General features: G+C 47.3%; 5 protein-coding genes and 1 pseudogene. 5 read left to right on the top strand and 1 reads right to left on the bottom strand.

What is annotated here, in order from left to right; translation table 11 throughout:
• Positions 1–129 precede the first annotated feature (129 nt).
• Positions 130–1,480: pseudogene (locus HUX74_RS07880) on the bottom strand (glycoside hydrolase family 43 protein).
• A 201-nt stretch (positions 1,481–1,681) separates the two neighbouring features.
• Here HUX74_RS07880 and HUX74_RS07875 point away from each other — a divergent pair.
• The 5 genes from HUX74_RS07875 (at position 1,682) to HUX74_RS07855 (ending at position 15,696) form a co-directional block, all read left to right on the top strand.
• A complete protein-coding gene (locus HUX74_RS07875) occupies positions 1,682–3,409 on the top strand; it encodes a cellulase family glycosylhydrolase (RefSeq protein WP_174646463.1) in 1,728 nt (575 codons plus the stop codon).
• A gap of 246 nt (positions 3,410–3,655) precedes the next feature.
• Positions 3,656–7,714 (top strand): hybrid sensor histidine kinase/response regulator transcription factor, encoded by a 4,059-nt coding sequence (locus tag HUX74_RS07870; protein ID WP_117599962.1) that lies wholly within the window; start codon positions 3,656–3,658, stop codon positions 7,712–7,714.
• A 138-nt stretch (positions 7,715–7,852) separates the two neighbouring features.
• A complete protein-coding gene (locus HUX74_RS07865; RefSeq protein WP_131225703.1) occupies positions 7,853–10,735 on the top strand; it encodes a TIM-barrel domain-containing protein in 2,883 nt (960 codons plus the stop codon).
• Positions 10,736–10,876: 141 nt separating this feature from the next.
• A complete protein-coding gene (locus HUX74_RS07860) occupies positions 10,877–13,459 on the top strand; it encodes a sugar-binding domain-containing protein (RefSeq protein ID WP_174646462.1) in 2,583 nt (860 codons plus the stop codon).
• A 23-nt stretch (positions 13,460–13,482) separates the two neighbouring features.
• On the top strand, positions 13,483–15,696 hold the full coding sequence (locus HUX74_RS07855) for a glycoside hydrolase family 3 C-terminal domain-containing protein (protein WP_174646461.1): 2,214 nt from the start codon (positions 13,483–13,485) through the stop codon (positions 15,694–15,696).
• Positions 15,697–15,876 lie beyond the last annotated feature (180 nt).

Below are 15,876 nucleotides of genomic sequence, written 5' to 3'. Positions count from 1 at the left end.
TATGGTGGACGATGCTTTCGTGGCGTCTGTTGTAATAGGTATAAAAGGAAAGGCTACCCGTGAAGGGTAGCCTTTCCTTTTAAATGGAGGATTATTGATCAGTTCAATTTCTGAAAAACGGGTATATGCTTATTTCTCGTAGTCGAAATATTCAAAATCTGCGTACGCCTCTGATCCAGTCGAGCCGGAAGCTGCATATAGGCCCAGCGTGATTCCCGTAAAGTCACCTGGGGTTTCGGTACTGATATAGCAGGCATTCATGCGTCCCATCTCCTTGAAATTCTTTCCGTCCGTAGCATATTCAAAGGAATATATGTCTTTGTCGCCTTTTACACGGAGTTGCACTTTACCTTGAGGCAAAATCACCTCCTTTTCTATATGGGTCATTGCTCCGAGACGGTAGCGTAATACTACAGCTTGTTTCCCGTCTTCCTGCTGTTTGACGAAAAGGTCATAGTGTGCAGGTTTAAACATATAGACCGTCAATCCGGTTTCATCTCCTGCAGAGGCTTTCTGTAGCCGCATGGAAGTAGTAGCGGTAAAATCGATATGTTCTTGTCGGCGGCCGACGAAGATGGGGCTTTCCTTGCTGTTATCCAAATTGACGGGAGTCGCTTTCAGCCGTAACTTGCCGGATGAGAAAGTGTAGTGTTCCGGATGTGCACCCATTCGGCTCCTAATTTACCATCTTTGAATTCTGTGCGGGTAGGTTTTTCTGCAAACGTTTGTTGCGGCAGGGTGGGAACATCCATTTGCAGGGCAATGGTCCCGTCTCCATTCACTTCAGGCCAGGCGTTGGTGGCCCAGCGCACGGGAGCGAGGAAGGTTTTGCGTCCTAATAGATGGTGGGAACCCGTTTGCGGGCGGAATGCCAAGTAGACCATCCACCAGCTTCCGTCGGGAGCCTGAACAAGGTCAGCATGCCCGGTGCCTTGAATGGGGCTGTTCTGGGCGTTTTTGTTAATGTGTGTCAGAATCGGGTTGGTGGGGGTGCTTTCGTATGGGCCGTCTATCGTGCGGCTGCGGGCAATCGTCACCTTATGTCCATATTCCGTACCGCCTTCAGAAATCAGCAGATAGTACCAGCCGTCTTTCTTATAGATATGCGGACCCTCCGGACGGCGTCCTCCCGTACCGTTCCAGATGTGCTTGGATTTACTGAGCTGTTCGCCGGTCATCGGGTTGATTTCGCATAGAAAGATACCTATGTCGGGGTTGTTGACCAGATAACATTTACCGTCTTCGAAATAGAGGGAGGGGTCAATGCCACCTTGTTTCAGCCAGATAGGATCAGACCATTCACCAAGCGGGGCGGTGGTATGGACGATGAAGTTGCCTTTGTCCGATACATTGGTGGTAATCATGTAGAATGTTCCGTTGTTGTAGCGGATGGTTGGCGCATAGATACCTCCCTACTGTTGACCAAGTAGAAGTCATCGCCTACGCGGCAAACGCTTGAGTCGGGATGGTAGCCCGGAATAACCGGATTTTGATATCCCTGCTTGTCTTGTGAATTCCAGGATGGACAAACAGGCTAAGCCTGATGTCAGCTATTGATTACTTTCTGACCCTATTCGGTAACAAATCATACTGTTTGGCATAACATGCTGTTTGGCTATTTCTCACTTTTTCCGCTACTTTTGCTATTACTTTTAACCATTATTTAATACCTAAAAACAACATGAAGAATATTATTAAAAGATTCCAGATTAGCTTGGTGCTATTGGCACTTTTCCTCTCTTCTTTTGTGAGTGCGTGCTCCAGTGATGACGAAACAGTGACTCCGGAAATTACTATTCCTGAAAAAATTCTGATGAATGGAATGACTTTCTCCAAGGTCGGAGGAACAAGTACATTGAACATCAAATCGAATGTTGCGCTGGAAGTAACCAGCAGTGCGCCGGATTGGTGTAAAGTCACTGCCGAGAACTCCACATCGAGCACTATCCTTAAATATGCGGTTACAACTGAAGCCAATACGGAACCAAGTGACCGGGAAGCAAATGTGATGGTGAAGTCCGGAGATAGTGAGGTTGGCCATTTTATTGTGAAACAGACGGCTGCGGATGGACTGGTAGTTGAGTCGACTACTTTCCCGGAAAAGGTACCGGCTGAAGGAGGCAATTATATTGTGACACTGATAACAAACGGTGATGTACAAGTGGCGGTCGATAGTGATTGGATAAAAGAGGTCAGTACACGTGCTGCAATGTCAGAAGCTGTTAAGAGTTTTATCGTTTCAGTTAATTATGGAACTGCTCGTTCGGGACTTATCACTTTGACTTTAGGAACTTTGACAGAGACGGTTGTTGTCAGTCAAATGGCCGGTCAACTGCCTGATGAGGGTATGGAAAGTGATGCAATGACATTGGCGGCAAAGATGTATGCAGGCTGGAATCTCGGAAATACGCTGGAAGCTATTGGAGGTGAAACTGCATGGGGAAACCCGAAGGTTACGGCGGAACTTATCAAGAGTGTGAAAGAGCTTGGTTTCAATGCGGTACGCATACCTTGTTCCTGGGATCAGTATATAGAAGACGGAGGGACATACAAGGTAAAAGATGAATGGCTGAACCGTGTTTATGAAGTGGTAGGCTATTGTGTATCCAATGATATGTATGCCATTGTAAATATCCACTGGGATGGCGGTTGGCTTGAAAACAATTGTACTGCCGACAAGCAGGAAGCTAATAACAAGAAGCAAAAAGCTTTATGGACTCAGATAGCGAATAAATTAAATGTTTATGATGAGCATTTGCTTTTTGCCGGATGTAACGAACCCAATGTGGAAAATACTGCCCAAATGGCTGTATTGAAATCTTATGAGCAGACTTTTATTGATGCTGTGCGTGCTACGGGAGGTAACAATGCTGTGCGCAATCTTATTGTACAAGGACCGTCTACAGATATCGGCAAGACCGACAATCTCTTTGGCGACATGCCTACTGATGTGGTGAAGGACCGTCTAATGGTCGAGGTACATTACTATACCCCTTGGACATTCTGTGGTTTGGAGAAGGATGAAGATTGGGGGAGGATGGCCTACTTTTGGGGAGACTATAAAGTCGAAGGTTCCAACCGTAATGCTACTTTTGGTGATATGACTGAGATGAGTGGATTATTTGCTAAAATGAAATCTCAGTTTGTGGACAAAGGAATTCCCGTTATCCTTGGCGAGTATGGTGCAATGGTGCGTACTGGACTTGGAGAAAATCAAGAGGCTCATAATAAATCTCGCGAACAATTTAATGAGGTAGTAACTCGTGAAGCGAAAAATCATGGTATGGTTCCGTTTTTTTGGGATGGTGGTACGTTCGCTATGATTAAGCGTGCTGATGGAACGATAGGTGATAAATATACCTATGATGGCATTATGAGAGGTGCTAAAGAGGGTAAGTATCCATTTTGATAGAATATAGAACAGTTTTCTAAGTTTCATATAGATAGTTTTTATTAGGTTACAAAATTGTTAATATAGTTTTTTTTTGATTGGTTATGGAGAAGTCTGTCCGTGAGGAATGTACTTCTCCTTCTTTTTTCTGCCCATGAAACAAATGAGGGGGATAAAATGATAAAAAAAGACGGGCTTTTCTTGTTTTTTTATCGGCTTTTTGCTTCATTTGCAATAAAATATGTGTTCCTTATCTCCGATAGAATGAAAAGATTGCTATTACTTGTCTTATGGGTTTGGGTAGCTTGCTTCACTGCCGCTTCGCACAACTACATGTTTAAACATTTGGAAGTAAAAGACGGGCTTTCCAATAACCAGGTTAATGCCATTTATAAAGATTCACATGGATTCATGTGGTTTGGCACAGCTTCCGGGCTGAACCGTTATGACGGCTATGATACCAGGATATACCGCAGCCTGAAGGATGACGGCAATTCGCTGCCGGATAGTTATATTGAGGACATTCAGGAAGATGCTACTGGAAATTTGTGGGTACGTACAGGAGCGGGATATGCCATTTATAACTCTGTATCCGATATTTTCGACCGCAATGTGGAGGGCTGGATGTGGCATATTGGGATAAGTGGGAATCCTTCCACTGTGTATATTGATAGCGAAAAGATTTTCTGGATTTATGTGGCGGGTAAAGGTATTTACTGTTATAAGCCGGGACAAGAGAATGCGGTGATGGTGGCTGGTACTGATACCTTGTTGACAGAGATGAACATAACAGACATGACGGAATGTAGTGAGGGAATCTTGTTGGCTTTCGGCAATGGAGTTCTGGCTTGTCTGGATAGGGAGAAGTTGAATGTAAAATGGACTTTCGACGGTATTGCCAGTCAATGGGGGAAAAATCAATCAGAAACTTTCACTTTGTTCGTTGACAGTCATGAACGTGTCTGGATGTATAGCGTTGAAGGAATGTGGGTTTACCATCTGCCGAAGAAAAGCTGGGAGGTGCGTTCTGTCAGGAGCGATCGCTCTAACATGGTACGGGCCATTTCGCAGGATAAGTATGGAAACATTTGGATTGGTAGAGACCAGGATGGAATTGAAGTGATAGGTCTGGATGGAGAGAGCGTGCGATTGATGAATGACCCTAATAATGAGCGTACGATTTCCAACAATACGGTGACTGTTCTCTATGAAGATAATGTTGGTACCATGTGGGTGGGCACTTATAAGAAAGGTGTTTCATTTTACAATGAAAGTAGCTTCAAGTTTGGCATTGTCGATTTGGGTGACATTAATTGTGTGGAGGACGGACAAGGGGATATTGTGTGGTTGGGGACCAATGACCGTGGACTGGTGCGCTGGAATATGGTGACGGATGAACGGAAAACCTTTTCGCATACGGCAGATCCCCGTTCCATTTCAAGCGATGTGATTGTCTGTCTTCTTCAGGGTCGTGACGGCCGGTTGTGGGCAGGAACTTTTTGGGGCGGACTGAATTGTTATGACGGTAATCGCTTTATCCATTACCGTGCCAACAAGGATGACAAGAACTCACTGGCTTATGACAATGTATGGGCACTGGCCGAAGACGCTGACCGGAATATCTGGGTGGGGACTTTGGGGCAGGGATTGCAATGCCTGGACCCTAAAACGGGAATTTTTACAACCTATTCTACTGGGAATTCCAATCTGGTGTCGGATTATATCTCATCCCTTTGTGTAGGGCGCAACAATACATTATATATTGGAACTGCAGCAGGCATAGCTGTCATGGATTTGTCCACCAGGAAAATTGCGAACTTTACCGGTACAAAGTCCGGTAAGACCACTCTCTCAAATTTGGTCATCAATCAGGTGTATGAAGACAGTAGAGGACTGCTTTGGCTGGCTACACGCGAGGGACTTAATGTATACGATCCGCAACGGGATGAAATACATGAAGTCCCCATAAAATCCGATTTCTCGAAACTACTGATATTAGGTATCACGGAAGATGATAATAAAGGAATGTGGGTCAGTACGGGAGGGGAGCTGATAAATGTGGTTCTGCTGTCGGACAATAAGACGGGACAGATTTCTTTTCGTTGTTATACTTATAACGATAAGGACGGGTTGCAGACTTGTGATTTTAATCAGCGTTCTCTTAAACGCCTGCATACGGGTGAAATCGTAGTAGGAGGACTGTATGGACTGAACCGTTTCAGACCTGATAACATAAAGTACAACCGTACACTACCTAAAGTAATGTTTACCGGATTTCAACTGTTCAATGAGGATGTAAAGGTGAACGAAGAGTATGCAGGCCATGTGATATTGAAGGAGGCGCTGAATGAAACGAAGGAAGTGGTGCTGACTTATAAGCAGAACGTATTTACGGTGTTTTTCGCTTCGGACAATTATGTGTTACCGGAAAAGACGAGGTATCTTTATAAGTTGGAGGGATTCAATGAGGACTGGTTGACGAGCATGTCCGATATGCACCGTGTGACCTATACGAATCTGGCTCCCGGTACGTATGAGCTGAAAGTAAAGGCTACGAATAGCGACGGATATGCAGGTACTGAAGAGGCTTGCTTGAAGATAGTGATTCTTCCGCCTTTTTGGATGACTCCATGGGCATACACTTGTTATGTGCTGTTATTGCTCGGTAGTTTGTTTCTGGCTTTCTATACGGTGCAGCGTAGGGAGCGTAACAAATTCAAGATACGCCAGATGGAGCGGGATGCCAAAAAGAACGAGGAAGTTAACCAGATGAAATTCCGTTTCTTCACGAATGTCAGCCATGAATTGCGCACTCCGTTGACGCTGATTATCTCGCCGTTGGAGAGTATGATGAAGGAGACGGCAGATGAAAAATGGCAAGACAAACTGGGTATGATTCACCGCAATGCATTGCGTCTGCTGAATTTGGTGAACCAGCTGCTTGATTTCCGTAAGAATGAGATGGCGGGTTTGCACCTTACTCTTTCCGAAGGAGACATTGTGGCGTATGTACGTAATATCTGTAGCTCTTTTCTGATGCTTTCGGAAAAAAAACATGTGCACCTTACTTTCTTTTCGGCGGTGGAATGGCTGAATATGTCCTTTGACGAAGACAAGGTGGGCAAGATTGTGATGAACCTTCTGTCCAATGCCTTTAAGTTTACTCCTAATGGCGGGAGGGTGGATGTTTCGTTGGAAGTGCTGAAGGGCTCTCCGGAAACTCTGGAAATCAAAGTATCCGATACGGGGATAGGAGTCAAGGATGAAGACAAGGAAAGGATATTCGAACGGTTCTATCAAGCGGAGCACGAAGGGGAGGATAATCATTCCACCGGAAGCGGTATCGGGCTAAGCTTGGTGCGTGACTTTGTGACGCTCCATGGTGGTGCTGTGCGTGTGTTCGACAATGTGGGTTCGGGCAGCGTATTTGTAGTGGATATTCCTATCAAGCATTCGGTGGTGAATGTTGCTACGCCTTTGTCGGAAGAAGCGGCCGAAGAAGATGCGGTTGCGCTGGAAGTGATTGGGGGGACAAATCGGGAAAAGGAAGAATCGGCCGGAGAAAAGAAGAAGCCCTTGGTGCTTATTGTGGATGATAACGAAGATTTTGTTGCCTTCATGAAAGACAGCTTGAGTCTTTATTTCTCCATTCAAGTAGCTGCCAACGGACAAGAAGCATGGAATGTCATCCCGGAGCTGAAGCCCGACCTTATTGTCAGTGACTTGATGATGCCCGTAATGGATGGCAACGAACTTTGCCGCAGGGTAAAGACGGACAAGCATACGGAGAATATACCTTTTGTGTTGCTGACTGCCAAACAGTCGGTAGAGAATAAAGTAGAGGGCTTGACTATCGGTGCGGATGATTATGTGACGAAGCCGTTTAATATGGAAGTGCTGATATTGCGTATGCGAAAGCTGATAGACCTTAGCGGTAAGAATAGGCTGCGTACAAAGATTGACCCCGAACCAAGTGAAATAGCCATTACTTCGTTGGATGAAAAGCTGGTGGAAAATGCTATCAAATATGTGGAAGCGAATATTGCACGTAGTGATTTGTCCGTAGAGGAGCTGAGCCATGAGTTGGGTATGAGCCGGGTACATCTTTACAAGAAACTCTTGCAGATAACCGGTAAGACACCCATTGAATTTATCCGTGTCATCCGTCTGAAAAGAGCGGCGCAGATGCTGCGCGAGAGTCAGCAAAATGTATCGGAGATAGCGTATCAGTTGGGCTTTAACAACCCCAAGTATTTCAGCAAATATTTCAAGGATGAATTCGGTGTTTTGCCCTCTGTTTATCAGGAAAGAGAGGGTAAATAACAAAAGATACCCCTTACGGAAACATATTGTCTTTTAGGGTAATCAAAAGCGCCCTTGTGTTTCAACATCGGGGGGACCCGTTTTTGAAGGAAACTTTCTATTTTTACATCGGAGAAAATTCACTTTAAAAACAGTAATATGAAATTGAAAAACACTTCAGTTTATTTGCTTGCCGGATGGATGCTCGCCGCATGTTCCGGAGGCGGATTCCAAAAGACCGAGAACGGTGTTGTTGTGGAAGTCAAGCAGCAGCAACCGACGGATGTGCGTAAAGTAAGATTAGAAGTAATGGGCGAGAAGCTCATTCATGTATCGGCTACTCCTGAGAAGGAATTTTCAAAGGAGCAGAGTCTCATTGTGATCCCTCAACAGAATAAGACCGACTTTAAGGTCGAAGAGCAGGGCGATGAAGTGACTGTCAAGACATCGGAATTATGTGCCATTGTGTCCAAGACAACGGGTGAGGTACGTTTCACGGATGCTGACGGCAAGCAGATTCTGGCTGAAGACTCTGACGGGCGGACCTTTACTCCGGTGGAAGTGGAAGGTACGAAAGGATATACAGTACGTCAAGTATTCCAGTCGGCAGGCAATGATGAGGCTTTCTATGGCTTGGGCCAGCACCAGGCGGATGAGTTCAACTATAAAGGTAAGAATGAGGAACTGTTCCAGTATAATACAAAGGTGTCTGTACCCTTCATTGTGTCTAATAAGAACTACGGTGTGCTTTGGGACAGCTATTCGCTCTGCCGTTTCGGTGACCCGCGCGATTACTCACAGCTGGGTGATGTCTTCAAACTTTATGATAAAGAGGGCAAGGAAGGTGCTTTGACCGGTACATATATTCCGGGCAAGAAAGACGTGGAAACCCTTGTACGTCGTGAGGATTCTCTTTATTTTGAACATCTGGACCGTGCCGCACATCTGAGTAAGGTGATTAATTTGCCTGAGGAGTTCCCGTTCGGAGGGTCCGACGTAGTTTATGAGGGAGAAATAGAACCGGCAGAAAGCGGCTTGTTCCGCTTCATCCTTTACTATGCAGGCTACATGAAAGTATATATTGATAATGAGTTGGTGGTTCCCGAACGTTGGCGTACGGCTTGGAATCCTAATAGCTATAAGTTTGCTGTCAATCTGGAAGCGGGCAAGCGCGTTCCGTTGAAGATAGAATGGAAGCCTGACGCCGGAATTTCTTACTGCGGTCTGCGGGCATTGAGTCCGGTGGCTGATGAAGAACAGAACAAACTCTCCTGGTGGGGTGAAATGCAGAATGAAATAGACTACTATTTCGTTTATGGTGATGATATGGACGATGTGATTAGCGGCTACCGTACATTGACAGGTAAATCCCAGATTATGCCGAAATGGGCGATGGGTTACTGGCAGAGCCGTGAGAAGTACAATACGCGTGAGGAGGTTCTCTCCACCTTGAAGGAATTCCGTGAACGTCAGATTCCTATCGACAATATCGTAATCGACTGGCTGCATTGGAAGCAGGATTCTTGGGGAAGCCATGAGTTCGACCCCGAACGTTTCCCCGATCCGAAAGGAATGGTCGACTCCATCCACGCCATGAATGGACGTTTGATGATTTCCGTATGGCCCAAGTTCTATGCTACGACCGAACACTTCAAGGAATTTGACGAAAAAGGCTGGATATACCAGCAGGCTATTAAAGACAGTATTAAAGACTGGGTAGGTCCCGGCTATCTGGGCTCTTTCTATGACGCATACGATGCCGATGCACGCAAGCTCTTCTGGAAGCAGATGCAAGACCATTACTATCCTCTCGGCATAGATGCCTGGTGGATGGATGCCAGCGAACCGAACATACGCGACTGTACGGATTTGCAATACCGCAAGGACCTTTGCGGTCCGACAGCACTCGGCCCCTCTGCCAAGTTCTTCAATGCATACGCGCTGATGAATGCCGAAGCTATCTATGACGGACAGCGCGGCGTGGAACCGGATAAACGCGTCTTCTTGTTAACACGTTCCGGCTTTGCAGGATTGCAACGCTATTCTACTGCCACCTGGAGTGGTGACATCGCTACCCGTTGGGAAGATATGAAAGCACAAATCTCTGCCGGCCTGAACTTTGCTGTCAGCGGTATCCCTTATTGGACTATGGACATCGGCGGATTCTGTGTAGAGAACCGTTATGTGGCTGGTCAGATGGAATTCAACAAGACTGGACGTGAAAATGCTGATTATAAGGAATGGAGAGAGTTGAATACCCGTTGGTATCAGTTCGGCGCTTTCTGCCCGTTGTTCCGTGCACACGGCCAGTATCCGTACCGTGAGGTTTGGAATATCGCTCCGGCAGGACATCCGTGCTACAACTCCATCGTTTATTATACGAAGTTGCGTTACAACATGATGCCGTATATCTATTCTTTGGCAGGTATGACTTATTTCAATGATTATACCATCATGCGTCCGCTCGTAATGGACTTCACAGCTGATGCAAACGTCAACAATATAGGTGACCAGTTCATGTTCGGTTCTGCCCTGATGGTGGCTCCGGTTTACGAATACGGTGCACGCAACCGCGAGGTTTATTTCCCGGCAAGCTGCGGTTGGTATGACTTCTACTCCGGCAAGTATGTGGACGGTGGCCAGAAGCTGACAGTGGATGCTCCTTATGAACGTATTCCGCTCTACGTTTGCGAAGGTGCCATTGTACCTTATGGTCCGGATATGCAATACAGTGATGAAAAACCGGCTTCGGAAATCACACTCTATGTCTATACGGGTAAGGACGGTGCATTTACACTCTATGAAGATGAAGGTGTGAACTATAATTACGAGAAGGGACAATATGCCACTATACCCTTTGCTTATAACGATGCTGAAGGTACACTGGTTATCGGTGACCGTACGGGTGACTTCCCTGGTATGCTGAAGGAACGTACTTTCAATGTAGTGAAGGTAAGCAAAGATCAGCCGCAACCGTTCGATTTAAAGGCGAAAGGCACAACAGTGAAGTATGCCGGAAAAGCGCAAACTATAAAATTATAATCAGAATGATAGACGACGGTGCCAGGGAGAGAAATCTTCCGGGTGCCGGTCTCGTTGTTCCCCGGTGCCAGAAACTTCCCTGCTTCTGAATAGCTGTAAGAGAGGAATAGGCACTCGATAATCTTTTAGATATTTATTACCATGAATAAAATCATATTGTCTTTGGCCATCGGGCTGTCCCTGCTGGTTGGTTGCAATGCTCCTAAAGAGGTAGCTGGCGATGACCGTAGCTTGGATTTTACTGCCGACTGGGCCTTTCGCTTGGGAGACGATACAGCGGCATCCCGTTCAGATTATAATGACGCAGACTGGCGGAAACTGAACTTGCCCCACGATTGGGCTGTTGAAGGAGAGTTCAGTCGGGACAATCCGTCAGGAACAGGGGGAGGTGCTCTGCCTGGTGGTATAGGTTGGTATCGTAAGACTTTTATTGCCGATAAGGTCGATGAGGGCAAGCGCTATCGCATAGATTTCGATGGTGTCTATATGAACTCCACCGTTTATATTAATGGGCATGAACTGGGAACACGCCCCTATGGATACATCTCGTTTAGTTATGATTTGACTCCTTATATTAAATGGGGGGAGAAGAATGTGATTGCTGTAAGAGTGGACAATGCCGAACAACCCAATTCACGTTGGTATTCCGGTTGCGGTATCTACCGTAATGTGTGGTTGACGAAACTGAATCCGGTGCATGTGGCACAGTGGGGTACCTACGTGACGGCAGAAGAAGTGTCGAAGAACAGTGCCCGGTTGAAGATACGTACCAGTTTACAGTACGATGTAGAGACGCAGACGGAAGATTCCGTGCAGCAGGCCGACGGTACATATGTTGTGTTCGATTCGGAAATTATTCCTCTGATTGATGTCGTCCTGCAAACCCGGTTAGTGGATGCCGACGGTCATGTGGTAGGTGAGGCTGTGTCGGAAGCTCAGCTGATGCCTGTCGCTCCGGCAGAAATGGAGCAGGAAATAGAATTGAAGAATCCTAATCTCTGGAGTATTGATGCACCTTATATGTATAAGGTAGAAAGCATCCTCAAGAATAAAGAGACCGGCGAGGTACTCGACCGTTATTATACTCCTACCGGCATCCGTACTTTCCGCTTCGATGCACAAAAAGGATTTATCCTGAATGGTGAACAAGTGAAGATAAACGGTGTCTGCATGCATCATGACCTGGGTTGCCTGGGAGCTGCGGTGAATACGCGCGCCATCGAACGCCAGTTGGAGATTCTGAAAGAAATGGGTTGCAACGGAATCCGTTGTTCTCATAACCCTCCTGCACCGGAGCTGCTCGACTTTTGCGACCGTATGGGCTTCATCGTGATGGACGAGACTTTCGACATGTGGCGCAAGAAAAAGCCCCGCCACGACTATTCACGCTATTTCAACGAATGGCACGAACGTGATTTGACTGACCTTATCCTGCGTGACCGCAATCATCCTTCCATCTTCATGTGGAGTATCGGCAACGAAGTGCTGGAGCAGTGGACGGATGCCAAAGCCGACACCTTGAGTCTGGCAGAGGCCAACCTGGTCTTGAACTTCGGCCATAGTGCGGATATGCTGGCAAAGGACGGAGAAATGTCCGTCAACTCACTGCTGACAAAGAAACTGGCGGATATGGTGAGAAAGCTCGATGCCACGCGCCCCGTGACGGCAGGCTGCAACGAGCCGAATCCGAACAATCATTTGTTCCGTTCCGGTGCGCTTGATATTATCGGCTTCAATTACCATGACGACTGGTTTGCAGGTGTTCCCGAGAACTTCCCCGGTAAGCCGTTCATCGTAACGGAAAGTGTTTCCGGCCTGATGACACGCGGTTACTACCGGATGCCGAGTGATTCGATGTTCATCTGGCCCGAACGTTGGGACAAGCCTTTCTATGATGCCTCGTTCTCTTGCTCCTCCTACGACAACTGTCATGTTCCTTGGGGCAACCGTCACGAAGGTACTATGCGCCATGTAAAGAACAACGACTTTATCAGTGGACAATACGTCTGGACGGGCTTCGATTATATCGGTGAGCCTACTCCTTACGGTTGGCCGGCACGTAGCTCTTACTTTGGCATTATCGACTTGGCTGGCTTCCCGAAGGACGTCTACTATATGTATCAGTCCGAGTGGCGTCCGGACAAGGCGGTGTTGCATCTTTTCCCACATTGGAATTGGACGGAGGGACAAGACATAGATTTGTGGGCATATTATAACAATGCCGACGAAGTGGAGCTTTTCGTGAATGGAAAGTCGCAGGGTGTGCGCAACAAGGGAAAAGACGATTTCCACGTCATGTGGCGCGTGAAGTATGAGCCGGGTACGGTAAAGGCTGTTTCCCGCAAGGAAGGAAAGACTGTGGCCGAGCAGGAAATCCGGACAGCGGGTGAACCTGCACAGATTCGTCTCAGCCCTGACCGCAGTACCATTCAGGCAGATGGCAAAGACTTGAGTTTCATTACGGTTGAGATTCTGGACAAAGATGGAAATTTGTGTCCGAATGCCGAAAACGATGTGACCTTTGCCGTAGAAGGTGCCGGCTTCATAGCCGGAGTGGACAACGGAAGCCCTATTTCTATGGAGAAGTTCAAGGACAACCACCGCAAGGCTTTCTACGGGAAGTGCCTGGTGGTACTGCAGAACAACGGTGAACCGGGTGGTGTCAAGGTGACGGCTACGGCTGATGGACTGGAGAAGGCGACGACAACGATTAAAATTAAATGATAATTTAATGTGCCAATTAAGATATGAAGAATAAATTTTTAGCAACCCTATTATTGACATGCTCCATCAGTACCGTGTCTGCACAGACACCGGTCTATATGGACGATGCACAACCTATTGAAGCACGTGTAAAGGATGCCCTTAGTCGGATGACGCTGGAAGAGAAGGTAGCCCTTTGCCATGCGCAGAGTAAATTCAGCAGTGCGGGTGTTCCGCGACTCGGCATTCCCGAGCTTTGGATGAGCGACGGCCCTCACGGTGTCCGTGCCGAAATCAACTGGAATGACTGGGGATATGCCAACTGGACCAATGACAGCATTACCGCTTTCCCGGCCTTGACTTGTCTGGCCGCTACCTGGAATCCGGACATGTCTGCCAAGTATGGCAAGGCCATCGGTGAGGAAGCGCGCTATCGTGAAAAGGATGTGTTGCTGGGCCCCGGCGTCAACATCTACCGCACTCCGATGAACGGGCGTAATTTTGAATATATGGGCGAGGACCCTTATCTGGCCAGTGTGATATGCGTACCTTACATCCAGGAGTTGCAGAAGAACGGAGTGGCAGCTTGTGTCAAGCACTATGCGCTGAACAACCAGGAACTGTGGCGCGGACATATTGATGTGAATCTTAGCGACCGTGCTTTGCATGAAATCTATCTGCCTGCATTCAAGGCTGCGGTAGAAGAAGGAGGTGCCTGGAGCATTATGGGCGCTTACAATAAGATTCGCGGCCAGCACGCCTGCCATAACGATTTCACACTGAACAAGATTCTGAAAGATGACTGGAAGTTCGATGGCTGTGTCATTACCGACTGGGGCGGTGCCCACGACACCTATGAAGCTGCCGTCAACGGTCTGGATATTGAAATGGGTTCTTACACCAACGGTCTGACGTCCGAGAGTGTATTTACCTATAACGATTATTACCTTGCCAACCCTTACCTCCAGATGTTGAAAGATGGCAAAGTGCCGATGTCTACAATAGACGACAAGGCTTCCCGTATTCTTCGTCTGATATTCCGTACGGCGATGAACCGTCAGAAACCCTATGGTTCGGTAGCTACGGAAGAGCATTATGCCGCTGCCCGCGAGATAGGCAATGAGGGCATTGTGCTCTTGAAGAATGTTCCGGTGGTAAAGAAAGGTGCTCCGTTGCTGCCGATTGATGCAGCCAAGTATCAGAATATCCTGGTGGTGGGCGATAATGCCGTACGCTTGCTGAATCAGGGAGGAGGCTCTTCCGAACTGAAAGTGAAGGATATGGTATCTCCGCTGGATGGCTTGCGTGCCGCTTATGGCGATAAGGTAGCCTATGCGAAAGGCTATGCCGCCGGTCGTCCGATGTACGGCCGTGCAGATGAAATTCCGCAGAATGTGGTAGACTCACTCCGTGCAGAAGCTGTGGAAATGGCGAAAAAGGCAGACTTGGTGGTATTGGTAGGCGGATTGAACAAGAACCACTTCCAGGATTGTGAAGGCGGCGACCGTCTGGAATACGGCTTGCCTTTCGGGCAGGATGAACTGATTGAAGCTTTGCTGGGTGTAAACAAGAATCTCGTTTTGGTACTTCTCAGCGGCAATGCGGTGGAAATGCCGTGGGTATCCCGGGTCCCTGCCATTGTGCAAGGTTGGTATTTAGGCTCCATGGGTGGCAAGTCTCTGGCTGACATCTTGAGTGGTGCGGTAAATCCAAGCGGAAAGTTGCCCTTCTCTTTCCCTGCCAAGTTGACGGATTGCGGTGCACATGCTTTCGATGAACTCAGTTATCCGGGCGACAGCATTAAGCAGGAGTACAAGGAAGATATTCTGGTGGGCTATCGTTGGCATGACACCAAGAAGATTCCGGCACTCTTCCCCTTCGGTCATGGCTTGAGCTATACTACTTTTACATATGGCAAACCGGTGGCTTCTGCCAAGACCATGGCTGCCGACGGTACGCTGACGGTGACAGTTGCCGTGAAGAATACGGGTAGCATTGCCGGAAAAGAGATTGTACAGCTTTATGTAGGCGATGATAAATGCAGTGTGCTTCGTCCTGTAAAGGAGCTGAAACATTTTGCAAAAGTCGCTCTGGCACCGGGCGAGGAGAAGAGTGTGACTTTCACCCTTACTCCGGATGATTTGAAGTTCTACGATGAGGCTTCCGCAGCTTGGAAGTACGAATCGGGTAAGTTCAAGGCATACGTTTGCGCTTCGTCTGCCGACGTCCGTGGTGTAGTTTCGTTCGAAATGCAATAAACTTATAATCAGTGCGTAACCACTGCAAAATCAGTGCAACTATTTTGCAGTGGTACTGCATACCTTTTGCAGCGCTACTGCAATTGCTTTGCAGCGTCACTGCAAAAGGTATGCAGCAATGCTGCAAAGTGTATGCAGTAATGCTGCAAAATGTATGCGGTAAGTTTGCAGCCTGAAATC

The sequence above is a fragment of the Bacteroides sp. Marseille-P8574 genome, assembly GCF_902825465.1.
GTDB classification, from domain to species: Bacteria; Bacteroidota; Bacteroidia; order Bacteroidales; family Bacteroidaceae; genus Bacteroides; species Bacteroides uniformis.
The sequence above is the reverse complement of the archived record's forward strand: the minus strand, read 5'-3'. Positions and strand labels throughout refer to the sequence as shown.